Annotated in this window: 20 protein-coding genes, 10 tRNA genes, 1 rRNA gene, 1 riboswitch and 1 other annotated feature; of the genes, 3 read left to right on the top strand and 28 right to left on the bottom strand. The window is 38.8% G+C overall.

Annotated features, from left to right (window positions below):
* Nucleotides 1–18 precede the first annotated feature (18 nt).
* The gene (gene recQ / locus ACYVQZ_RS08575) at nucleotides 19–1,776 is read right to left on the bottom strand and encodes a DNA helicase RecQ (protein ID WP_461240988.1); all 1,758 of its coding nucleotides are present in this window, start codon (nucleotides 1,774–1,776) and stop codon (nucleotides 19–21) included.
* 146 nt (nucleotides 1,777–1,922) lie between these two features.
* Entirely contained in the window at nucleotides 1,923–2,363 is a 441-nt protein-coding gene (locus ACYVQZ_RS08570) for an Hsp20/alpha crystallin family protein (RefSeq protein ID WP_461240987.1), read from the bottom strand.
* A 221-nt stretch (nucleotides 2,364–2,584) separates the two neighbouring features.
* Between ACYVQZ_RS08570 and ACYVQZ_RS08565 the strand changes: the two genes are divergently transcribed.
* A complete protein-coding gene (locus ACYVQZ_RS08565; protein ID WP_461240986.1) occupies nucleotides 2,585–3,217 on the top strand; it encodes an endonuclease III domain-containing protein in 633 nt (210 codons plus the stop codon).
* 44 nt (nucleotides 3,218–3,261) lie between these two features.
* Entirely contained in the window at nucleotides 3,262–4,233 is a 972-nt protein-coding gene (locus ACYVQZ_RS08560; protein WP_461240985.1) for an NAD(P)-dependent oxidoreductase, read from the top strand.
* A gap of 60 nt (nucleotides 4,234–4,293) precedes the next feature.
* On the opposite strand, the gene ACYVQZ_RS08555 is transcribed toward ACYVQZ_RS08560, so the two are convergent.
* Nucleotides 4,294–4,938, bottom strand: a complete 645-nt coding sequence (locus ACYVQZ_RS08555; RefSeq protein WP_461240984.1) for a bifunctional 2-keto-4-hydroxyglutarate aldolase/2-keto-3-deoxy-6-phosphogluconate aldolase — start codon at nucleotides 4,936–4,938, stop codon at nucleotides 4,294–4,296.
* Nucleotides 4,939–4,972: 34 nt separating this feature from the next.
* On the bottom strand, nucleotides 4,973–6,058 hold the full coding sequence (gene uxuA, locus ACYVQZ_RS08550) for a mannonate dehydratase (RefSeq protein WP_461240983.1): 1,086 nt from the start codon (nucleotides 6,056–6,058) through the stop codon (nucleotides 4,973–4,975).
* Between the two features lie 150 nt (nucleotides 6,059–6,208).
* On the opposite strand from uxuA, the gene ACYVQZ_RS08545 reads away from it, so the two are divergent.
* Complete coding sequence (locus ACYVQZ_RS08545) at nucleotides 6,209–6,883, top strand: GntR family transcriptional regulator (protein WP_461240982.1); 675 nt, start codon at nucleotides 6,209–6,211, stop codon at nucleotides 6,881–6,883.
* A 77-nt stretch (nucleotides 6,884–6,960) separates the two neighbouring features.
* On the opposite strand, the gene ACYVQZ_RS08540 is transcribed toward ACYVQZ_RS08545, so the two are convergent.
* The 24 genes from ACYVQZ_RS08540 to rrf form a co-directional block, all read right to left on the bottom strand.
* Nucleotides 6,961–8,115: a 5-methyltetrahydropteroyltriglutamate--homocysteine S-methyltransferase gene (locus ACYVQZ_RS08540; RefSeq protein WP_461240981.1), complete on the bottom strand. Its 1,155-nt coding sequence runs from the start codon at nucleotides 8,113–8,115 to the stop codon at nucleotides 6,961–6,963.
* A 202-nt stretch (nucleotides 8,116–8,317) separates the two neighbouring features.
* Nucleotides 8,318–8,549 (bottom strand) — a binding site (T-box leader).
* Between the two features lie 193 nt (nucleotides 8,550–8,742).
* Nucleotides 8,743–9,258 (bottom strand): acyl-CoA thioesterase, encoded by a 516-nt coding sequence (locus ACYVQZ_RS08535; RefSeq protein ID WP_461240980.1) that lies wholly within the window; start codon nucleotides 9,256–9,258, stop codon nucleotides 8,743–8,745.
* 16 nt (nucleotides 9,259–9,274) lie between these two features.
* Nucleotides 9,275–10,123, bottom strand: a complete 849-nt coding sequence (locus tag ACYVQZ_RS08530) for an aldo/keto reductase (RefSeq protein ID WP_461240979.1) — start codon at nucleotides 10,121–10,123, stop codon at nucleotides 9,275–9,277.
* Between the two features lie 144 nt (nucleotides 10,124–10,267).
* The gene (sufB, locus tag ACYVQZ_RS08525) at nucleotides 10,268–11,674 is read right to left on the bottom strand and encodes a Fe-S cluster assembly protein SufB (protein WP_461240978.1); all 1,407 of its coding nucleotides are present in this window, start codon (nucleotides 11,672–11,674) and stop codon (nucleotides 10,268–10,270) included.
* The gene (gene sufU / locus ACYVQZ_RS08520; protein WP_461240977.1) at nucleotides 11,671–12,105 is read right to left on the bottom strand and encodes a Fe-S cluster assembly sulfur transfer protein SufU; all 435 of its coding nucleotides are present in this window, start codon (nucleotides 12,103–12,105) and stop codon (nucleotides 11,671–11,673) included. The genes sufB and sufU overlap by 4 nt, the downstream gene beginning before the upstream one ends.
* On the bottom strand, nucleotides 12,098–13,297 hold the full coding sequence (locus ACYVQZ_RS08515) for an aminotransferase class V-fold PLP-dependent enzyme (protein ID WP_461240976.1): 1,200 nt from the start codon (nucleotides 13,295–13,297) through the stop codon (nucleotides 12,098–12,100). The genes sufU and ACYVQZ_RS08515 overlap by 8 nt, the downstream gene beginning before the upstream one ends.
* A gap of 4 nt (nucleotides 13,298–13,301) precedes the next feature.
* Nucleotides 13,302–14,468 (bottom strand): SufD family Fe-S cluster assembly protein, encoded by a 1,167-nt coding sequence (locus ACYVQZ_RS08510; protein WP_461240975.1) that lies wholly within the window; start codon nucleotides 14,466–14,468, stop codon nucleotides 13,302–13,304.
* Entirely contained in the window at nucleotides 14,468–15,235 is a 768-nt protein-coding gene (sufC, locus tag ACYVQZ_RS08505) for a Fe-S cluster assembly ATPase SufC (RefSeq protein WP_461240974.1), read from the bottom strand. Before sufC ends, ACYVQZ_RS08510 begins: the two co-directional genes overlap by 1 nt.
* Nucleotides 15,236–15,404: 169 nt before the next feature.
* Entirely contained in the window at nucleotides 15,405–15,986 is a 582-nt protein-coding gene (gene nrdG / locus ACYVQZ_RS08500; protein ID WP_461240973.1) for an anaerobic ribonucleoside-triphosphate reductase activating protein, read from the bottom strand.
* Entirely contained in the window at nucleotides 15,931–18,144 is a 2,214-nt protein-coding gene (gene nrdD, locus ACYVQZ_RS08495; protein ID WP_461240972.1) for an anaerobic ribonucleoside-triphosphate reductase, read from the bottom strand. The genes nrdG and nrdD overlap by 56 nt, the downstream gene beginning before the upstream one ends.
* A 331-nt stretch (nucleotides 18,145–18,475) precedes the next feature.
* Nucleotides 18,476–19,390 carry an ABC transporter substrate-binding protein gene (locus tag ACYVQZ_RS08490; RefSeq protein WP_461240971.1) on the bottom strand — a complete coding sequence of 305 codons (915 nt, stop codon included), beginning with the start codon at nucleotides 19,388–19,390 and terminating at the stop codon, nucleotides 18,476–18,478.
* Between the two features lie 12 nt (nucleotides 19,391–19,402).
* A complete protein-coding gene (locus tag ACYVQZ_RS08485; protein ID WP_461240970.1) occupies nucleotides 19,403–19,963 on the bottom strand; it encodes an ECF transporter S component in 561 nt (186 codons plus the stop codon).
* A 114-nt stretch (nucleotides 19,964–20,077) separates the two neighbouring features.
* Nucleotides 20,078–20,165, bottom strand: a riboswitch (TPP riboswitch).
* A gap of 125 nt (nucleotides 20,166–20,290) precedes the next feature.
* Entirely contained in the window at nucleotides 20,291–21,763 is a 1,473-nt protein-coding gene (locus ACYVQZ_RS08480; RefSeq protein ID WP_461240969.1) for a choice-of-anchor L domain-containing protein, read from the bottom strand.
* Nucleotides 21,764–22,053: 290 nt separating this feature from the next.
* Nucleotides 22,054–22,137, bottom strand: a tRNA-Leu gene (locus ACYVQZ_RS08475).
* A gap of 33 nt (nucleotides 22,138–22,170) precedes the next feature.
* Nucleotides 22,171–22,241: transfer RNA gene (locus ACYVQZ_RS08470), tRNA-Cys, on the bottom strand.
* Nucleotides 22,242–22,259: 18 nt separating this feature from the next.
* Nucleotides 22,260–22,332: transfer RNA gene (locus ACYVQZ_RS08465), tRNA-Lys, on the bottom strand.
* Nucleotides 22,333–22,339: 7 nt separating this feature from the next.
* Nucleotides 22,340–22,412, bottom strand: a tRNA-His gene (locus ACYVQZ_RS08460).
* A gap of 17 nt (nucleotides 22,413–22,429) precedes the next feature.
* Nucleotides 22,430–22,500: transfer RNA gene (locus ACYVQZ_RS08455), tRNA-Trp, on the bottom strand.
* Nucleotides 22,501–22,511: 11 nt separating this feature from the next.
* Nucleotides 22,512–22,594, bottom strand: a tRNA-Tyr gene (locus ACYVQZ_RS08450).
* A 6-nt stretch (nucleotides 22,595–22,600) separates the two neighbouring features.
* Nucleotides 22,601–22,673 (bottom strand) — tRNA-Phe (locus tag ACYVQZ_RS08445).
* Between the two features lie 43 nt (nucleotides 22,674–22,716).
* Nucleotides 22,717–22,789 (bottom strand) — tRNA-Val (locus ACYVQZ_RS08440).
* Nucleotides 22,790–22,797: 8 nt separating this feature from the next.
* Nucleotides 22,798–22,869, bottom strand: a tRNA-Glu gene (locus ACYVQZ_RS08435).
* Nucleotides 22,870–22,874: 5 nt separating this feature from the next.
* Nucleotides 22,875–22,966, bottom strand: a tRNA-Ser gene (locus ACYVQZ_RS08430).
* A gap of 55 nt (nucleotides 22,967–23,021) precedes the next feature.
* Nucleotides 23,022–23,138: ribosomal RNA gene (rrf, locus tag ACYVQZ_RS08425) — 5S ribosomal RNA — on the bottom strand.
* Nucleotides 23,139–23,148 lie beyond the last annotated feature (10 nt).

Here is a 23,148-nt window from a genome sequence, read left to right as displayed (position 1 = left end):
TTGTTAATCACGACTTTTTTATTTTTTTGCTAAAAATGATTCAATTTGTGCCATAAATGTTTCGCCATACTTTGCTAGTTTACTTTCACCAACACCCCGCACAGATAAGAACTCAGAACCATTGCTCGGTAAAATAGCACACATATCTCGCAAAGCTTGATCAGAAAAAATGACAAATGGTGGTACTTCTTGTTGTTTGGCTAGGTCCAAGCGTAGCGTTCGCAACTCTTCAAACAAGGCATCATTTTCTGGTAAACTTTTTTGGGCCGCCATCGCAGTTTTTCGAAAAACTTTCTCCTGGCCCGTCAGGACTGCCCGTCCCTTATTAGCCACACGTAAAACGGGATATTGACCACCATCGGCCAACAAAAATTGTTCTGCGGTCAAATAATCAATTAATTGTGCCACCTGTTTTTGGGATTGATTTTTCATGATACCGTAAGTAGACAATCGTTCGAATCCAAATTGTTCCACTCGTTTAGAGTGAGATCCTACGAGCACTTGAGCAACCAGTACTTTCCCGAATCTTTGATCCATTCGTTTGACACAGGATAATACTTTTTGTGTATCGACCGTAATATCTTGTTTTTCTCGTCCATCTAAACAGTTGCTGCAACGACCACAGTCAGTCCCAGCTTCACCAAAGTATTCTAGAATAAACTTTTGTAAACATTGTTCAGTATTGGCGTACTGTGTCATCGCCTGTAATTTTTGATACTCGGCGTTTTTTTCGGCATCTTGGCGTTCCGATTGTTCAATCAGAAAATGTTGAATTTGCACATCCTGTAATTTAAATAATAAAATTGCTTCGCTTGGTAGCCCATCACGACCAGCACGACCAGCTTCTTGATAATAAGATTCAATACTACCGGGTGTCTGCGCATGAATTACAAAGCGCACATTACTTTTATCAATTCCCATCCCAAAAGCATTCGTGGCAATCATAATGGAGACACGATCGAATAAAAAATCTTCCTGATGTGTTCGTCGTTGCTGTTTTGTCATACCACCATGGTACATCGTGACCTTAAATTTCTTTTTAGTGAGTAACTTAGTTAGCCGTTCAACTTCTTTACGAGTACTAGCATAAATAATGCCAGATTGGTCGTGGTTTAATTTCAAATAATCAATTAAAAACTGATCCTCATCTTGATCTTTGACAACTTTAAACGCTAGATTTTCTCTGGCAAATCCTGTATTAACTTCATGGTGGATGTTCAAACGTTGTTTGATATCTTCAGCCACTCGCTGCGTGGCTGTCGCAGTCAAGGCGACGATTGTTGGTTGGGACGGTAGTTTTGCAATTAAATCTGTCAATTTTAGGTAACTCGGCCGAAAATCATGGCCCCATTGTGAAATACAATGCGCTTCGTCAATGGCCACTAATTCAATTGGCAATTGTTCTAATTGTTGATAAAAATCAGAATCTAGACGTTCCGGTGATACATATAATAATTTAATTTTTTGATCAAATGCTTGTTGAATGCGGTCAAGCACTTCGGTATATTCCAAGGAACTGTTAATAAAGGTTGCTGAAATTCCGTTTTCGTTCAACGCATCTACTTGATCTTTCATTAATGAAATCAATGGGGATACCACTAATGTCAAACCAGATTGAATCATCGCCGGGATTTGATAACAAAGTGATTTTCCCCCACCAGTTGGCATGATGGCCAGCATGTTTTCACGCTTCAGAATTGTATCGATAACCTCTTGTTGACCTGATCGAAAGTTATCGTACCCAAATTTACTTTGCAAAACATCAATTGGTGTCATTTTATAGTTCCCCTCGTTTGATTGTCTATTACTACTATACGTTATTTTGACGGAGAACTCCTAAATTAACTCAATAATTTTATTACAAACAAAAAAGTGCTTATCCTATTGAGATAAGCACTTTTTGAAATTCAATTAGCGATCATCTAATCAATTTGAATAAACCCTTCGTCATCTTTACCTGTGTGATCTAATTTTGGTAATGTGAGACTCAAAACACCATTGTCATACTTAGCACTGATGTTGTCACGATCCACATCAGGCAATCTGTATTGACGACTTACTTGACCATAAGCACGTTCACTATGCAAGATATTGCCGTTATCATCACTAACATCATCAAATGTAGAGCGATGACCAGTTACTGCTAAAATATCATTGGCATAGTTTAAATGAATATCTTTTTTATCATAGCCAGGTAAATCAATTTTAACTTTGTATCCTTTATCGGATTCTGACACATCTGTTTTCATGACATCTGATGAAGAACTTAAGGCATCGAAAGCTTTATTAAAGCTCGGGAAGAAGCCACCATTAAACCAATCTCCAAATAAATCATTACGACGATTTTGTAAATCATTAGCCATACTAACAACTTCCTTTCTAGTATTAAGTACTCGGTATTCCTTCGTACAATTCTTATGGTAGTCAGGTTTTTGCCGTAAAGCAAGTAATTAGCACTCTAAATATCAGAGTGCTAATTACTTGACATTCACACTTTTTTCATAGATTTAAATGCATATTTTTGTATTTCCGGTTCAACAATGCTAATTTTGAATCAGTTACTTTACTGGGAGCGTGGACAACCTTGAAAACTGTCACAATTGAACAACTATACTATCAGATGTTTTCACATATGGGCCCGCAAGGATGGTGGCCCGGTGAAACAAAATTTGAAATTGCATTAGGTGCCGTTTTGGTTCAAAACACTAACTGGCACAATGTTGAATATTCATTAGCGAATCTGCGCCAAGAAACTCATTTAGAACCGCAAAAGATTGTCCAGCTTTCTAATGAAACTCTTCAGACTTTAATTCGACCTAGCGGCTTTTACACTAACAAAGCAAGATGTATTTCTGCTTTGTTTGCTTGGTTTCAAACCGCTAATTTTCAGCTGGCAAATCTTAGCAAACAAACCACTGCACAATTAAGATCACAATTAATCACTTTACCTGGTATCGGTGATGAGACAGCTGATTCTATTTTGCTGTATTGCTTAGACAAGCCGGTCTTTGTTGCAGATAGTTATACGAGACGACTCTTTACTAAACTTGGACGACCGAATTTGACTTATTTAAAACTTAAACGCTTAGCTGAAGAACAATTAACGCTTAACTTAGAACAAATGCAAGAATTTCACGGGTTGTTGGATAATTTCGGCAAACAAGAATTAAAAACATTTGAGACAAGTTTTCTTGCCGATTTCCAGCTCGAAAACTAATCTCTTGCGAGCAGTGTTATAATAACGACAATTTTAATTCTGAAATGAAAGGTGATCATAGGTCAGAAAATTTATTATTAATTTCTTCTTTAGCTCCTGCACAAAAACAAAAAATTGAGCAAGCTGGCGTAGCTATTTTTTCTCCGGAAGATTTAGACAAAAAAGTTGCGTCCGCTGATATCACTATTTTATTTGGTTGGGATAAAGAAATTGGACCAAAATTGTTGGCATTGCCTAACTCAAAATTAAAGTGGGTTCATTCTATTTCTGCTGGAGTTGATTCGTTGCCACTACAAGAATTTGCAACAAAACAAATAAAGTTAAGCAACGCGAGCGGTATTCACGCGCAATCTATCAGTGAATCTGTTATCGCCTATATCTTATATTTTGTTCGTCAGCTGGACCTCGCTAACCAAAACAAACAAAAACATCATTGGGCCTATAAACCAGAATTAAAAGCTCAAACTGTCGATGATTTCACTTATGTAGTCTTTGGTACAGGCCACATTGGTCAACAAATTGCTCGTTTACTAAAAGCATTCAATGCAACCACAATTGGCGTCAATACAACCGGCCATCCCGGTAATTATTTTGATCAGGCCGTCGCATTAGATCACCTGACAGATGCTGTGTTTAATGCAGACGTCGTCATTAATGCCTTACCACTCACTAAAGAAACCCATTATTATTTCAATCAAGCCTTTTTTAACCATTTTGAACAACTATTCAGTTTTATCAATATTGGTCGCGGACCAAGTGTCAACACTAGTGACTTAATTGCAGCTTTAAAGGCTGACAAGGTTTTGCATGCCGGTCTAGACGTCTTTGAAACTGAACCGTTACCAGAAGATAATGAATTATGGGATTTAGATCAAGTTGTGATTACACCTCATACGACTGGTTATATTAGTCATTTTGAAGATGCTCAATTTAAAATTCTTTGGCCAAATCTACAGTCTTTTTTGCAAAATCAGCAACTAAGTGTGAATGAAGTCAAATTAGATCGCGGCTATTAATTTAATCCTGATTAAAAAAGCTTTAGATTCATAAATCGAATCTAAAGCTTTTTAATGTGATTATTTTGTCTTAATACTTTTAAACTCCGCAACATATTTTTTAGCACGGTCAGTTACTTCAGTGAAATTATTATCATCAGCTGGGCCAATCAACGCATGACCAACATTGACCGCCACCACACCGGCAGCAAACCAATCTTTCATTGTTTCCAAACTAACACCACCAGCTGGCATCAGATTGGCTTGTGGTAATGGAGCCTTAATAGCGCTAACCATGCCCGTCGAGCCAACACTGCCAGGAAATAGCTTGACGATATCGACACCAGCCTTCATCGCAACAGTTATTTCAGTCACGGTATAACAACCCGCAATATAAGGAATCTGATAAAGGTTACATAGTTCAGCGGTGGCTTGATCAAAACTGGGACTCACAATATATTGAGCCCCTGCTATAATTGCCAGACGAGCTGAAATGGCATCCAACACCGTTCCCGCACCAATGATTGCATTTGTGAGTGCATATTGCGAAACCAGCTTCGTAATCACTTGATCGGCATGCGGCACCGTAAAGGTTAATTCGATTCCTGTGATACCACCATTAACCACAGCTTGAGTAGTTTTAATAGCTTGTTCAGGAGTTTGTGCACGAATCACTGCAATCACACCCGCCTGTTCAATTCTTTGTAAAATATCAACGCGCTTCATATTTGGTTCTCCTTCTCAACTAAAATACCTAAAACTAATTTGTAGATCGGTGACTTTTTTCAAAGCTTTCCCATAGTCCATTCAGATAAGCACTTCCTAAAGCGCGGTCATATAAACCATACCCCGGTCTGCCTGATTCGCCCCAAATATCTCGGCCATGATCAGGTCTGATATACCCATCGAATCCACTTTCATAAAGAGCCTTCATAATTTCATACATATCTAATGAACCAGCAGATGAAAGATGCGCTGACTCATGAAAATTCCCATCTGATCCGTCAAACTTAATGTTGCGAACATGCATGAACGGAACCCGATTCTTACTGACAAATTCACGAATAAGAGCTGGTACATCATTGTCAGCATTTTCACCTAAACTACCTGTGCAAATAGTAAAGCCGTTCGCAAAACTCTCGTACAATGCTTCAATAGCCAACATGTCTTGACGATTTTTAAAAATCCTTGGTAATCCAAACAACGGCTTAGGTGGATCATCTGGGTGAATCGCCATTTTAATGCCAGTTTCTTCACAGACTGGAATGACGGCATCCAAAAAGTACTTTAAATTTTGCCGTAATTTAGTTTCATCAACATCTGCATAGTCAGCAAATAGTCGTTGCACTTGTGCGAGTCGTTCTGGTTCCCACCCGGGCAAAGAAAAGCCATTACTATCGTTTTTGACTAATCGAATAATGTCTTCAGGAGCGCCTTGAACCTTTTCATTTTCAAAGGCCATCGTTTTGGAACCATCAGAAAGCTCGTATGATAAATCGGTTCGTAACCAATCAAAAATGGGCATAAAGTTATAGCAAATCACCTTAATGCCATTTGCGGCTAAATTACGAATAGTTTGTTGATAATATTCAATATACCGGTCGCGTGATGGCTTGCCAATTTTAATGTCATCATGAATATTGACACTTTCCACGACTTCAAATTTCAGACCCGCAGTTTCAATTTCTTTTTTTAGCTCTGCGATCTTTTGTACTGGCCATGTTTGCCCGACAGCAACATCGTATAGCGCACCCACAATCTGTGTTGTTCCAGGAATTTGACGAATGTTGGTTAGAGAAATGGCATCGTCATTTGACCCAAACCAGCGGAATCCCATTTTTAACATGAATTCAACAACCCTTTCAAAAGTAATCTACCAGTACGCTTGTTTGCGTTTTCATTATAGCAATCGTTCTTAAAAAATCAATCACAAACTAGTTTGACTTTTACCTGCTCAAATCGCTACAATATTTAGTGAAGTTATTGGAGGATCACTATGGAAAATGCAGCTACTAATTTACAAGACAAAGCTTACTACTTAATCAAAAACAAAATTTTACGAGCTGAATATCAACCTGGTAATAAAATTTCTGAAAAAAACATTGAAACAGACGTTCAAATTGGTCGAACACCCGTCAGAGAAGCCTTACTTCACTTGCGCCGTGACGGCCTGATCAAGGTTATTCCTCAAAGCGGAACATTCATTGCCCTAATTGACACCCATGCGGCGCTTGAAGCTCAATTCGTTCGTGAAAATATCGAAAAAAGTATCATCATGGATTCATGCGGAAAAATAACTGACAATCAAGCGCAAATCTTGGAAGACATTTTAAATGTCCAACACCACGTCCTCGCAAAACATGATATTGAAGGCTTTTTTGAAAGTGATGAACAATTTCATAAAATGTTTTATGAAATTACCGATAAAAATTTAGTCTGGAATTGGTTACAAACATTGAATATCCAACTCAATCGTTTTCGCTGGTTACGTCTTAAAGTCGTCGACTTAAATTGGGATTTATTGGAACAACAACACGTTCAAATTTTTGAAGCTGTTAAGAAAAATGAACCTCAGCAAGCGGGTGCCTTGATTAGTGAACATCTTCGCCTGATGCTGCAAGAGCAACCGCAACTTTTTCAAACATTTCCTGAGTACTTTGCCAACAAATAGTATTACGTAAAATAAACAACGTCTATGAAAATTTTATTTCATAGACGTTGTTTTTAATTGTTATTACATAGTAGTAGCTAGTCTCCCCAAACTTCTTCAGCAATTTCTTTGACTAGTTTAATTTTTGCCCACTGTTGAGCTTCAGTAAGCTTATTGCCTTCATCAGTTGAAGCAAAGCCACACTGTGTGCTTAAACAAAGACGGTCCAGATCAATATAATTAGCAGCTTCATGAATGCGATTAATAATGGATTGTTTATCTTCAAGTTCACCAGTTTTAGAAGTAATCAAGCCTAAAACGACAAACTGATCATCTCGAACCTTTGCTAATGGTTGAAAATCACCTGAGCGATCATTATCGTATTCAAGAAAATAGGCATTCACATTTTCACGCGTAAACAATGGATCCGCAACTGTTTCATAACCACCTGAAGAAGCCCACGTTGATTGATAATTGCCACGGCAATCGTGGGTGTTGACAATCAAATCATCTGGTAACCCTTCGATGAACTTATTATTCACAGTCACATATAGTTCTTTAGATTGATTAATAAATGATTCATCAATCGTATCACTGCTATTAATAGCACCATTATGAAAACCTGCAAGCATGCCCCAAGTGCAGTCATCTAACTGCAAGACACGCAGGCCTTCATTATAAAGATCCAAGGCAACAGTTTTATAGGCTGAAGCGATCGCATCTAATAATTGGTCTTCGTTTGGATAGAATTTTTTGGTTACTTTCAAATTATCGCCGCGGTAAAGTTCGGCTAAAAATTGTGCTGGGGCTGGAATCGTTTGTTTGGCAGTGGCCGGGTCAGTTAAATGATCCCGCAAAAACTTGAAATGTTCGACGAATGGATGATTCTCGCCACTAATTGGACCTGTCAATTCCACAGATTCAGCTCGCGTTACCAAGTCATGGAATTGGTATCCTTGCTGAGAAAAAATTTTTTGGACGCCTTGTAGGCCCCAGAAAAAGTCTGTATGCCAGAGTTGCCGACGAAATTCACCATCAGTAATTGAGTGTAGTCCTGCAGCTTCTTCTTTTTTGATCAATTCAATAATCGCCTGATCTTCCACTGCTTTTAATTGCTGGGCAGATATTTCGTGATTTTCATATTGATGTCTTGCTGCTTTCAGGTTATCAGGTCGTAAGAAACTGCCGACAACATCAAAGCGGAAAGGTGATGTTTTACGAGGTGTAAATGCTGTTGTTTGTTTTTCTGTCATAATTATTTGCTCCTTTTATTATAAAAATTGAATTAATGGGCTTAAATCAGCGACATGACATAATCCACCATGCCATCACCACTTAAGAAACAAGCCGTGGTAATTTTATCTAAATGTAAATAATAAATTTTGGGTAATGCCATTTTTTTCACCTACTTTTGATTTTTGCTACAAAAAAAGTCCTCACTCTCGCTATTGCGAAAGTAAGGACGATTTATCGGGTTACCACCTTATTTTGAAATTTGTTCACACAAATTTCCTTGCTAGGTACAAACATACCTTGCCGCTATAATGGGCGCCCCCATGATTGCTTTGCTAGGCTTAGCAACCCACACTATCAAGACCATATTCAAAATAGTCGCATGGTTTCTTTTCACCAAATAGAAACTCTCTGGGCAATTAACTATTTCTACTCATCTTTTCATCGTATTTTAATAATTAAATTGTTAATTATCATAATTGGTTTATTTAAAATTGTCAAATAAAAAAAGCCGGTTAAATAAATTAACCGGCCATCGTTGATGTAAACAATATTCAAGATGAATAGTTTACACCCTAATAGTATTTCGATTCACATAAAACATCAATCATAATTGACGGCCTTTACAAATTCTTTAAAAGTTACAATTACCAAGGTAAATCAGTACTAATGATTGTCCCTAAATCACCCTGCAAATTTCTGGTTTGACGTCGTAAAGCAACTCGTTGTTCATAGCCTGCACATAATATTTCTTGTTCTTTCGTATCTGGTACTAATTGTGAATCTGGTAACGAGATATTCTTATCATCGATGACAAACGTCATAAAACAGGTAAATCCAAGGAATCGATCACCAGTTGATAAATTTTCACCAATCATTTTGGCAAATACTTCAAGTGAACGATGCCCCATTCCAGTGACATATGAATGCAGACACATTGAATCCTGAATTTTAAAAGGTGCAATAAAGTCAACGTGATCTACCGTGGCAGTAACGACAGTTGTTCTGGCTACTCTCATAGCGCTGACTGATGCTTGTCGATCAACAAAATCTAAAATTCGACCACCAAATAACGTTTGATGTTCGTTTAAGTCTTCAGCAAAAATACGATGGCACGCAATGACCTGTGTTTTATTGCAATGAATAATTCGTTTTTCCGTCATAATTCCTCACCATTTTTTATAGAATTGCAAGGCGTTTTTTACCTGTTGGTTTAGGAAACTGTTGATCAATTGCTGCTAGTTCATCTGCTGTCAAAATAAGTTTTCCCGCCGCAATATTGTCCAGCATGTGCATTGGGCTACTTGTTTTAGGAATTGCCATTACTTGCGAATTTTGAACCGTCCATGCCAGCAATAATTGCATTACTGAAATATGCCGTGCCACAGCAATTTCTTGTAATACCTGTTGATCCTTCAGATTCTCTCCTAAACTATCACCGTGTGCTACAGGGGAGTAGGCCATAATTGGTAGATCGCGCTGCTTCATAAAATCAATGAGATCATATTCAATACCGCGCTGACCAAGATTGTACATAACCTGGTTTGTTGCGACCTGTTTTCCACCAGTGATTTGCATCAATTCTCTCATATCAATTGTATCAAAGTTTGAGACTCCCCAACGTAAAATCTTTCCAGATTTTTGTAATCGAATTAATTCTGAAATAGTTTCGGTTAACGGTGTCGCGCCACGCCAATGATACAAATAAAGATCTAAATAATCAGTATTAAGGCGTTTCAATGATTGATTTAAACTTGTTTCCATGTTGCGACGATTGGCATTTTGCGGTAGTACTTTACTAACTAAAAATAGTTGATGACGATTAAATGGCTGAATTGCTTCACCCACTAATTGTTCTGATTGACCATTACCATACATCTCCGCAGTATCAATTAAACGCAAACCATGATTAATACCAGTTTGAATAGCGTCTATTTCTTGATCATGTTTTTGTGGGTGTTCACCCATGTACCAAGTTCCAATACCAATGACCGGAACCGACTGATTTGCTATTGTAATTGCACGCATTTTAAATTCTCCTTTAAATCACTCGTTTAATTGTAATTATTGTAACTACAATTTAAAAAGTCGTCAAGAAATGCCACTTATTAATAAAATTGTGTATTGCAATTAATTTATTTGTTACATACAATAACCTAAACATTAGGCTTTTTAACCGATTGACCCTTCCATTTGAAAATCAATCAAGCGATTGAGTTCCACCGCATATTCCATTGGTAATTGTTGCGTAAATGGTTCAATAAAGCCCATCACGATCATTTTTGTTGCTTCGTTTTCAGTTAATCCTCTACTCATTAAATAATACAATTCTTCTTCAGAAACCTTAGAAACTTTAGCTTCATGCTCCATTGAGACATCCCCAAGCGCTACTTTATTGATTGGAATCGTATCACTTGAAGATTGGTCATCCATAATAATTGTGTCGCATTCGACGTGCGAACTAGACCCCTTGCTATTTTCGTCCATTGCTACCGTGCCACGATAATCACATATGCCGCCAGCTTTACAAAGTGACTTTGAGATAATAGTAGACGATGTATGGGGAGCCTGATGGATCATTTGAGCGCCAGTATCTTGATCAACGGCACCATTGGCAAACGCAATCGACAACATTGTGCCTTTTGCATATTCACCCTTTAAATAGATGCTTGGATACTTCATCGTCACCTTGGATCCTAAATTGCCATCCACCCATTCCATTGCCGCATTGGTTTCAGCTTGGGCACGTTTGGTTTCCAAACTATAGACGTTATCAGACCAATTTTGAATCGTAGTATAGCGACAAAATCCATCTCTTTTCACAAAGACTTCAACGACGGCAGCATGCAGACTTTCTTGTGAGTACATCGGTGCTGTACAACCTTCAACATAATTAACACTGCCACCTTCGTCGACAATGATTAACGTTCGTTCAAATTGACCCGTATTACCTGCATTAATCCGAAAAAAACTTTGCAATGGTACATCCGCATGTACATTTTTGGGAACATAAATAAAGGTGCCACCGGACCACACGGCGGTATTGAGTGCCGCAAAAATATTATTATCATAGGGCACCAACTGAGCAAAATATTGATGAACTAACTCCGGATACTGTTTCAAAGCACTATCAGTATCCATAAAAATAATGCCTTGGGCCTCTAACTCATGCTTCAAGTTGGCATACACGACTTCCGATTCATATTGAGCTGAAGCACCTGCTAAGTATTTTCGTTCAGCTTGGGGAACTCCAATTTTTTCAAATGTCGTTTTGATTTCTTCCGGAACATCATCCCAATCACGCGCCACCTGTTCAGTTGGGCGTTGGAAGTAATTAATTTTAGCCAAATCTAACCGTGATAAATCAGGTCCGAATGTCGGTTTTTTCATTGTCAAAAATTTTTGATAAGCTTTAAGTCGTAATTCTAACATCCATTGCGGTTCTTTTTTATGAGCGGAAATTGCCCGAATTTTGTCTTCATCCAATCCCTGGCCGGTTGTGAATAACGGCGTAAACTGGTCCTTAAATCCATATTGATAATCGTGATTTAATTCGTCGTAGAAGTCTTCTTCATTCATTCCGTTAACTCCTGTTCTAATAATTGATCGAGCGCATGCCAAGCTAACATGACACATTTAATTCGAATTGGAAATGATACCACCTGTGTTAACATTTGTGCTTCTTCATCTAACTGATTAACAACATCTTGATTGGTCATTAAGCATGAGAATTGTTTAATTAATTTCTTAGATTCTAGAATCGACTTGCCAATCATCTGATCCGTCATAATACTGGTTGATGCTTTGGATAAAATACAACCCTTAATTTGATACCCAATATTGCTAATAAGCTGATTTTGAATTTGAACCATCAACACTAGATCATCGCCACAGGACATATTTTTTGTATGTATTTTAACCACCTCATCACCTGTTAATTTCCCGGCGTGATGCTGTTCAGTCGCATGTTCCAAGATGATTTGCTGGTACAGATGATTTAAATTAGTCATGCATAAAAAACTCCTTTGCCTGCTTCACTGCTGCCACTAAAAGATCACATTCATTTTGAGTATTATAAAATGCTAAACTGGCGCGAACACAAGCATTAATATTCAACGCAGTCATCAACGGTTGGGCACAATGTTGACCCGCCCGGACACAGATTTGTTGCATGTCTAAAACACTGGCCACATCATGGGCATGAACTTGCTCTAAATTAAAAGCAACAATCCCGGTTTGCCGAATTTGCGGGCCATACACCTCAACACCCTCAATTTTTCGCAATTGATCTGCCAAATACTGACCTAAATTAGCATCTCTTTTCTCAACCACAGACATTTGAAGTTGTTCTAGATAAGCAATAGCAGCGCCTAAGCCAAAAACACCGGCCACATTTTGAGTACCGGCTTCGAATCTTGCAGGCCCTGGTTGAAAAGTCGCCGTTTGTTCAGTAACTTCATCAATCATTTCACCACCAAATTCTTGGGGCTCTAGTTGCTGTAATAATTGCGCTTTGCCATATAAAACGCCGATCCCAGTAGGCCCAAACAATTTATGACCAGAAAATGCTAGAAAATCAATGTCTGCTTTGACAACGTCTACTGCTTTAGTTGGTAGAAACTGTGCTCCATCAACAATAAAATAGCCACCTACTTGATGAATCAGCTGACTTAATTGATCGATTGGTGTAATGACCCCCAAAACATTTGAAGCACCTGTAATCGCTAAAATTTTGGTTTTACTCGTAATTAGTTTAGCTGCAGCTTTCATATCTAATGTTTGATCAGCAGTCAACGGAATATACTTTAAAATCGCCCCTGTTTGCACGGCAATTTGTTGCCACACCACTAAATTACTGTGATGCTCCATCTGCGAAATTAAAATTTCATCCCTCGAATGCAATTGTTGTTTGGCAAAACCAAATGCAATCCAGTTCAGGGATTGGGTTGTTCCCTTAGTAAACACCACTTCTTCTGGAGATTCAGCATGAATAAAGTCAGCAACTTGTTTCCTAACGTGCTCATACCGTTGTGTTGCTTCATAGGCTAACTGGAATGTACTGCGATGAACGCTGACGTTCATTTGTAAATAATAGTCATTAATCGCATCAATCACGGTCTGTGGTCGTTGTGCTGTTGCAGCGTTATCAAAATAGATGAGTTCATTATTTGTCAAAAACGGAAAATCTTGTCGAACCGTCATCTCATCACCCCACCTTTAGTCTTCGTTTCATAATCGATGTGACTTGTTGCTTCAATGCTTCACATGGAAATTGATGCAATACAGGTTCCAAAAAACCACTCGTTAACAAAAATTGGGCCTGTTGTTTGGTAATTCCTCTGGTTTGCAAATAGTAGAGTTGTTCTTCGTCAAACTTACCGATGCTTGCCGCGTGTCCAGCGTTAACATCATTTTCATCAATTAAAAGTACCGGATCTGCTTCGCCATGGCATGTATCAGATAACGTGAGAATGCGACTAGTTTGTTGAGAATTAGCTTGATGAGCACCATGAATGATTTTGCCAGTAGCATGAAAGGTTAACTGAGATGCATCTTTTGCCACACCGTGTTGGTTAATCTGACCAACCGTTTTAGGCGCTACATTATTAATATGCGTCTCAATAGTCTGTGTTTGTTGTTGATCCGCCATTGCCACCATATTGACCGTCGCACTACTACCAAACCCATTTAATTCAACATTAATGATACTTTGACAGTCAACTTTCTCAAACATTGCGGCATAAATCTGCAATTGCGATTCTTTTGCTTGATACACCTTTACTTCTTGGTGATTTACCTGACCCGCTAATTGATTAGCTTGATAATAGTTAACCCGACTATTAGCACCGAGCAACATTTCTGTTCCTAAATAATTCATTGAACTTTTCTCACCGACAACCTTTTCAATCAAATCAACTTGCGCGTTAGCACCAACAATCACTAGTGCGTGTTCATTTTGCTGAGCATTTAAGTTAATTACGATTGGTGTCGTGCTGTGCCAGTCATCTGGTACATAAATAAACCGGCCACCTGTCATTAAAGCCAAGTGGAGCGCATTTAACTGTGAATCTTGCCAATTAATGGCTTTTTCCATCAAATTTTCTTGTAATAATTCTGGAAATTGCTGTGCTGCAGTTAATAAGTCCATGTTAACTAACTGATTGCCATCGTCCACTGTTGCTTGCGTTCGTGGCGTTAATGGTTGAATTAATTCAGTGGCCTGGTTTTGCAAACTGGTCATGATTGAGTCATCGTCTTTATTTGCCGGCAACTGATCCATGAGCAAAAAAGCTAACTTTCTTTTTTCAGTTAGCCATTTTGGTTCATGATTTTTAATTGATTGCGTCACGATCTGAGTGAGTAAATCTGTCATTAGTTCATCACTCCATTATCTGCTGGTGTTAATTTTTTAAATTGTTGGTAACCTGACTGCTCCAATTTTTGTGCTAATTCTGGTCCACCGGACGTCACAATTTGACCATCGACCATGATATGAATCACATCAGGTATCACATATTCTAATAGCCGGTCGTAATGCGTAATTAATAGGCCACTGAACTTTGGGCCGCGTAATTGATTAATTCCCTTAGAAACCACCTTTAGGGCATCAATATCTAAACCCGAATCGATTTCATCTAAAATTGCAATCTTGGGTCGCAACATCATCATTTGCAAAATTTCATTGCGTTTTTTTTCACCACCGGAAAAGCCAACATTCAAATAACGTTCTTCAAAATCTTCAGGCATTTCCAAAAATTGCATCGTTTCAGTTAATCGCTGCATAAATTTAATGGGACTGATATGTTCTGGTGACACTGCGTTTACCGCAGTTTTTAAGAAATCAGCATTATTGATGCCACTAATTTCTGCCGGATATTGCATCCCCAAAAACATCCCCATTTTTGCGCGCTCATCTACGCTCGCATCAATGACGTTTTGATCATCAAAGGTTACGCTACCCTGGGTGATTTCATAAGCCGGGTAGCCCATGATAGTTTGGGCTAGGGTTGATTTTCCTGTACCATTGGGGCCCATGATGGCGTGAATTTCACCATCGGGTACTGTTAAATTGACGCCTTTTAGTATTTCTTGTTGAGTTTCTTTGATGGTGGCGTGGAGGTTTTTGATGGTGAGTGTCATTTTTTTGGCCTTCTTTTTTGCTTGTTTTTTTTTAATTTTTTATTGCTGAAACGTGCTCCGAGCAACTGCTTCCTGCGGTTAACCCGATATTAGAAAAATCCCAAGCTCTGGAATTTCCCTAATATCACGTTAATCCTCAGAAGCAACCCGTTGCTCTCCGCACTCTAGTTTAATGCACCAACTTATCCCAGATCACAACTCGTTCTTGTTCTAATGATTTCTGAACGTCAATAATCCTTTGATTTGCACTCCCACGAAATTGGAGCGTCAAATCTTTTTGATCCTCTAAAAAGCGACCGTCTACCAGAATATCTATCATTGAAAGCATTTTTAATTTGTCGTATGAGTCTTGTAGTAATTCTTCCCAGGTATAACCTGACCACGACCAAATGTCTTTAGTGTGACCAAATTCTTGTCGTACTCGTTGACACAATCTTAAACAAACTTGAGTATTCAAAAATGGTTCGCCACCTAAGAGCGTTAGTCCCTGCACGTAATCGTTACTCATGTCTCGAATAATTTGATCTTCTAGTTCTTGTGTATATGGTTGACCATAATGAAAATTTTGAGCTGCAACGTTATAACATCCCGGGCAATTAAATAAACACCCGCTGACATATAAACTGCATCGCACGCCCTCACCGTCAACAAAGTTAAACGCTTTATAGTCGGCGATGTACTCTAAACTATGATCCTTAGCCAACCACTCTTTGGGAGTCGGATTGTTTGGCTTTCTCATATGCTGCGGCATGGCCGATCATCTCCTGATTCATATGTTTTTGACGCGAAGCAATTTCTTTATGTCGTCCGTGAACCATTGGTCGTTGTTGTGGGTTACCAAGGTAACCACAGGTTCTTTTGACCACATCACAAAATTGGGGATCATGGTTACCACATTGTGGACAAACAAACCCGCGCGCAGTGGCCTTGAAGTCTCCCTTAAAGCCACATTTGAAACATTGATCAATCGATGTGTTGGTGCCTAAATAACCGACATGATCATAGGCCCAATCCCAAACTGCTTCGAGCGCCTTTGGATTTTGCCGTAAATTTGGATACTCACAATAGTGAATGAACCCACCGGAAGCATATTTAGGAAATACCTCTTCAAATCCTAATTTATCAAATGGTGTCGGATGTTTACGCACGTCATAGTGAAAACTATTCGTGTAGTATTCTTTATCGGTAATATCTTTAATACGGCCAAATTTTTCAATATCATCACGACAAAAGGTGTCAGTCAGTGATTCTGCAGGCGTGGAATATAAACTATAGTGATAACCACTTTCAGTTGCCCACTGCTGACAATAAGCATTCATCTTAGCTACAATCTCTTCAGCAAAGTCATGGGCTTCAGAATTGGTTTCCCAAGTTGAGCCAAAAAATGCAGTACAAACTTCATATAATCCAATGTAGCCAAGTGATACAGTTGCCCGTTGATTTTTGAACGCTTCATCCACACTATCGTCTTTATTCAATCGTTTCCCAAAAGCACCATACATATACAATAATGGTGCATTTTCGGGTTTTGCTTGCTTCGTTCGTTCAACTCTGTAGGATAGTGCTTCGTGGCAAATCGCCATTTTTTCATCAAAAATTTCCCAGAACTCATCTTGATTGCCAGCTGATTCAAGTGCAATTCGCGGCAAATTGACAGTGACAACTCCGAGATTCATCCGGCCTGAATTAACTTCTTTACCATTCTCATCTTTCCACCCTTGTAAAAATGAACGACAACCCATTGGTGTTTTGAAACTACCGGTTAATTCAACAATCTTGTCATACATTAACAAGTCTGGGTACATTCTTTTTGTTGAGCATTCCAATGCTAATTGCTTAATATCGTAGTTTGGATCATTAGGATTGAGATTCAATCCACGTTTTACTGTAAAAACTAACTTCGGAAAAATAGCTGTTCGGTGTTCTTTGCCCAATCCTTTGATGCGCACTTGCAAAATTGCCTTTTGAATTTCTCGTTCAATCCAATTCGTCCCTAAACCAAAATTAACCGTTGTAAATGGTGTCTGACCTTGTGATGAATACAAGGTGTTAATTTCGTATTCTAACGCTTGCATCGCGTCATAAATGTCTTTGGTGGTCTTTTCCTTAGCAAATGCATCCTGATTGTCAGGCGCAATCCAACGCTTAGCATCAGCCAAATGTTTATCGTAATTTAACTGTGCGTAAGGCGCTAACAGTTGATCCACACGATTAGCCGAACAGCCACCATACTGTAGTGATGCTACATTGGCAATAATCTGTGACATTTGAGCAGTGGCTGTCTGAATTGATTTGGGCGAATCAACCCAGGCATTTCCGATCTTAAAACCGTTAGTCAACATTTCATCAAAATCAATGAGACAACAGTTTGTTTCTGGTGTTGCTGGTGAATAATCCAGATCATGCCAATGAATATCGCCTCGTAAATGTGCTTTAGCCACCATTTCTGGTAACATTTTCAAGCCAATGGCGCGACTCACTGAACCCGCCTCTAAATCACGCTGTGTATTAAATACTTTACTGTCTTTATTGGCATTTTCATGAACGACATCATCACTTTGATTAAATAATTTATTTAGGCGATGTTGTGGATCAATGGCTGCTTGAAATGCAGCTTGATTTTCATGAAACTTTTTGAGGTAGGCATTAGCTTCATCAGTGGCATCGGATGCCTGTAAGATTGACACTAACTCGTCTGCAATTTCTTCAGTTGTTACTTCGTCAGCATTTTCAAAGTGTTGCGCTAACGATTGGCAAACACTTTGAATGAGCAATTCATCATCAGTTAGTTGATGCAAAACAAACAAAATCTTATATCCATAAAATTTGGTTGTCGCACCACCACGTTTAACAACCGTTATTTTTTTTAATAGATCTAATGACTGTTGCGCAGTTAGTTTTACATCCATTTTGATTCCTCCAAGCATTAAAATTGTTACTAATAATACTAAGCCCAAATACATAAAAACACAATATGTTGTGTTAACTTTAATTAATTAATACAATATATTGTGTTTTATGCATTTTTATTTAATTTTAATTTTTAGCTTGTTTTGTCTGATTCGCTAATCATTTGATTACAGAAGACAACCCTGTTTAATTCAGATTTGCGATAATCAATTGTGTACGACCAATGCTTAAAATTCACACTAAATGACTTATTATTTGCTAGGCCATTTTTATGCATTTTAAAACTGGTCTATCACCACATATTGTTACCTAAACCACACTTTGTGGTCTCTAATTCAAGTATTGATTATCGAATCCAATACTTGGATCAATTTGTTGACCCAATCCTTGTTGATTTAACCAGTCATAAAATAAACGCCAGTTTTGTTCATCAATTGGAGCAAATGACTGGTCATCTGCAAGACGATAGTGCTGGCTAACCTCTACTTGAGAAGCCACTACTAACTCTCGTTGCAACATTCGATCAGGGACATATCTCATTAAAACTTTGGCAGCATCTTCAGGATCATTTTTAGCTGCCGCGTAACCATGAGCTGTAGCTTGCAAAAATTGTCGGACAACTGTTTGATTGTCATCAACAAAATTTTGATTGGCTGCAATTACGGGTGTGTAATAATCAAACGCCGGCACAAAGTCTTTCACATAAAAGAAATTGTAGTGTTCATTATTATTTGCCAGTTTAGCCATGAGTCCTTCCCAATGATGGTAGACAAAAATACCATCATATTTTCTTTGCTGTAGATCGGTTACTGGGTCGAAAATCATGTCATTTGAAATCATTTTAGTTTGGCTAAAATCGCCCCCATCAGCGTTAATCGTATCGCCAATAATGTGCTGCTCAGTTGGGTAACCAAATGTCGCATATGTTCGATGCGTCAAGTCTTTCGGTGACTTAATATCACTGTTAGTTAATAATCCTGAACGATTATGATCCATCAGTGCAGCAAGTGCCACTAATGGGGTTTGTTGATCTTTCACAAAAAAATCTGACATCGACATCTGTTCAGTAATCGCAAAATCTGCCTTGCCATTTAATAACCACTGACGACCATCACCGTGGTCATCTGGCATAAAAATTTCAACATTTAACCCTGCTTGGGCATAATAACCCCGATCAATTGCTTCATAAAATCCTGTATGAACAGTGTTTGGAATCCATTCTAATGCTAATCGAATTGTTTGCATGCCAATACCCCCCTATTGAATGTTCAAAACTTTTGCGCGTTTTAGTAAATTAATAATCATTTTGTTGATGACGCCGCTAAAAATGAAAGTTGAAATTAAGCGAATAATGAATAATACAATTAACATTGATGGCGCGTACTTGTTGTAACCAAAGAAAAAGAGTTCCCGACCAAAAGTCACAATTGTCACGAATACCACACTCAATGATAAACTAATCCAGTTGTAGACTTTGTATCCGGTTAACGTGTAACCTAGTTCGGCCCCAAATCCTTGTAGTAAACCGGCTATAATTCCTGCAGCACCAAATTGGCTACCGATAAACATTTCTACCACTGAACTGAGTGTTTCTCCTAAAATGGCAGCACCTGGAATGCGGAATAGATAACCCACTAATGGTCCTGCCATGACCCAGACGCCCTCCAAAATATCGTTTGCCGCTGGTCCCCAACCAAATGGGGCCAGCAATGCGGTGAGAACGTTATATAATGGTCCAATCACCCAATAGATGACACCAAAAAAAATTGCAATTAAAGCTAACAAAATGATATGCTGCACTTTCATTTTCTTAATCAAAATAGAACCCCCTACAAATTTTTTGAAAATCATCATGGCTTACCAAACTAACTGAATAAAAAAAGCAATTAAACAAAAAGTCTAATTGCGCTACACAAAGTAAAATATAGTTGCCCTACATTTCAAGTAATTCCCTCCGCTAGTACTAACTAGATCAGGTCAATGAGTATAATCTCAGCCTTCGGCACCCCAATTAACGATTATTCAATTAGGATTAGTTTACCATGCATCGGAAAAATAACAAATTTTTGTTGCTTAAATTCATCCAAATTTTTCCAGAAAAAAAGTTCAAGCGTTTACTTGAACTTTTTCATTCTTAAATTCGATCTAATTAGTTTCTTTTCGATTAACTCCTAATCCCACCAATAGGCCCGAGACTCCTAAAAATGAAAGGAAAATTGCGGCAAATCTGTTTTCATCAGTTTGTGGTAATTTAGCAGCGGCTTTTTTTGTTGGTGTCGCAACTGGTGTCTTCACAACCGTGGTCGCAGTTAAAATTGGTTCGGGTGTTGATTGTGTCGGTGTCACAACGTCATTTGTTGGTGTGACAACATCTTTACTATAAACCAATGTCACAGTTTGTTGCCCACCATCAAATTCACCATTCGTTGCTGGTGTAGCATGATCGAATGTGTAACCATCGAAGTCTTTAACGTCTGCTGTAAAGCCAGTACCGGTTGTTCCTGTCAGTTCAATAGGGTTTGCTAGTGCATTGCCGTCTGTATCAACATATTGAACTTGAACGGAACCATTAGTAATTGGTGCAGTTTTATAAACGGCAAATATTTCAATTGGATCCTCACCAATTGTTCCAGTTTGATTACCTTCCCAGTGGTCAAAAACATAACCTGAAATTGTTTTTTCATTGGCAGTATAGGTACTTCCAGTTGCGCCGTCCAAATTATCGTCATCGGCAATTGTATTTGAAGCATCATCGATGTAGTGAACTTGCACTTTTCCAACAGATTTAAAACTGTTGTCAGATATTCCCACAAATGAAGTTAAGACACTATCACTAAGATCAGCAATCACAATTTTAATATGGTTGACTTCGTTTGGCTTAACCTGAGCTGAAATTGTCAATTCCTTTGTGACGCCGCCAAAAGTTGTAAATGGCACTGATAGATGTGCATCCGTATTGTCAATAAAGTATTCACTATTTTTGACATGGTTACCGTTAAGGTCCCCATTATTGACATTGTTAATGGAGACAAACTCATTGCTATTAGGAAGTGTTGCAACATTATTACCATTCACAAAGAACGCAAATGCATCATTGAATTGACTATCAACAAAATCTGGATATTCTTCGGAACCAAAAGCATACTTGAATTCAAGTTGTGAATATTTCGGAACAAAGTCAAATTCAAGCGCTGCTGCGTCATGAGAGTCTGAGCCAGTCATTGTATCAATATCTGCATCACCTGATTCACCAAGGTCTTCTACACTCTCTTTAACAGATCCGGATGCAAGTACAACACCACTATCAAAACCAAATACTTGGGTTCCACCTTTGAACTCTCCAGAAGCATCACTGCTACCTTCGTATTTAACGTTGCTAATTTGCACCGTATTATCAGCCGAAACTAGCTTTTGCGCCATATCAGTAGGCGTGCTGGTTGCAACTTCCATTGAATCAGTTTGTGGTTGTGTAGGATCAGTGGTCGTGGCACTAGGTGTTTGCGCTGTATTTGGATCAGCTTGGTTATCATCAGCTGAAACAATTTGCTGATTAGCAACAAATAGGCCCACACCAATTATTGCCGTCCCTAACCCCAATTTTACAAATCTTGTTTTCATAATATTCCTCCCAAAATTGTCCTGTGAATGTCTGTACAAGTTAAATTCGCTTAATTTTAGCAAACGATAATTGTTAATACAATAAACAATTTTATGATAAATATTAAAAAATTAGATAATATATCTCGTTTTTTCAATCCTACAAAGAGTTTTTTGTTTAATTATAATATTTTTTAATTAGTTAATATTAGTATATGATAACGCACCGATCCTTCTTAAATAACAACATACAAAAAAATCCTCGTAAACGTTGTTTACGAGGATTCCCTGTCTTATTTCCTTTAATTAAATGCCGCCGGTGGGGGTCGAACCCACACTCCCTAATGGGAACTGGATTTTGAGTCCAGCGCGTCTGCCAATTCCGCCACAGCGGCAAATGAATCTTATAATTAAACGAAACAAAAACAAGGTGGTAACCGGATTTGAACCGGTGATAAAGGTTTTGCAGACCTCTGCCTTACCACTTGGCTATACCACCATGACTTGCCAAAACTAATTGGGTTAGCTGGATTAGACCAGCGCATGATGGAGTCAAAAGTCCATTGCTTTACCACTTGGCTATAAACCCAATCAAAGGGCGGTAGGTGGGAATCGAACCCACGCGTGCCGGATCCACAAACCGGTGTGTTAACCACTTCACCACTACCGCCAAAATATTCAGTTAAGCAGGGATAGTAGGAGTTGAACCCACACTGACGGTTTTGGAGACCGTAGTTCTACCATTAAACTATATCCCTATAAAAAAAGATGGAGGGGAGTGGATTCGAACCACCGAACCCGAAGGAGTGGATTTACAGTCCACCGCGTTTAGCCAGACTTCGCTACCCCTCCATAAAGTGGCGCGGGACGGAATCGAACCGCCGACACACGGAGCTTCAATCCGTTGCTCTACCGACTGAGCTACCGAGCCAAATGACTCTGCTAACTAAACGCAATGACAATTAAGTCATTAGTGGAGGATACAGGGCTCGAACCTGTGACCCTCTGCTTGTAAGGCAGACGCTCTCCCAACTGAGCTAATCCTCCAAAATAAGTGACCCCTACGGGATTTGAACCCATGTTACCGCCGTGAAAGGGCGGTGTCTTAACCACTTGACCAAGGGGTCATAAACGGAGAGTAAGGGATTCGAACCCTTGAAACAGGCTTTTACCCGTTTACACCATTTCCAGTGGTGCTCCTTCGGCCAACTCGGACAACTCTCCATTATCCGACCTCGACACAACTATGTCGTCATCGAGTGCCGAAGTCCACTATTTCGCATGGCAACGTCCTACCCTCGCAGGGAGCGATCCCCCAACTACTCTCGGCGCTCAGAAGCTTAACTTCTGTGTTCGGCATGGGAACAGGTGTATCCTTCTGGCCATCGCCGCCACACTAATATGCA

This window comes from Paucilactobacillus salsurae (genome assembly GCF_054784995.1).
The sequence above is the reverse complement of the archived record's forward strand: the minus strand, read 5'-3'. Positions and strand labels throughout refer to the sequence as shown.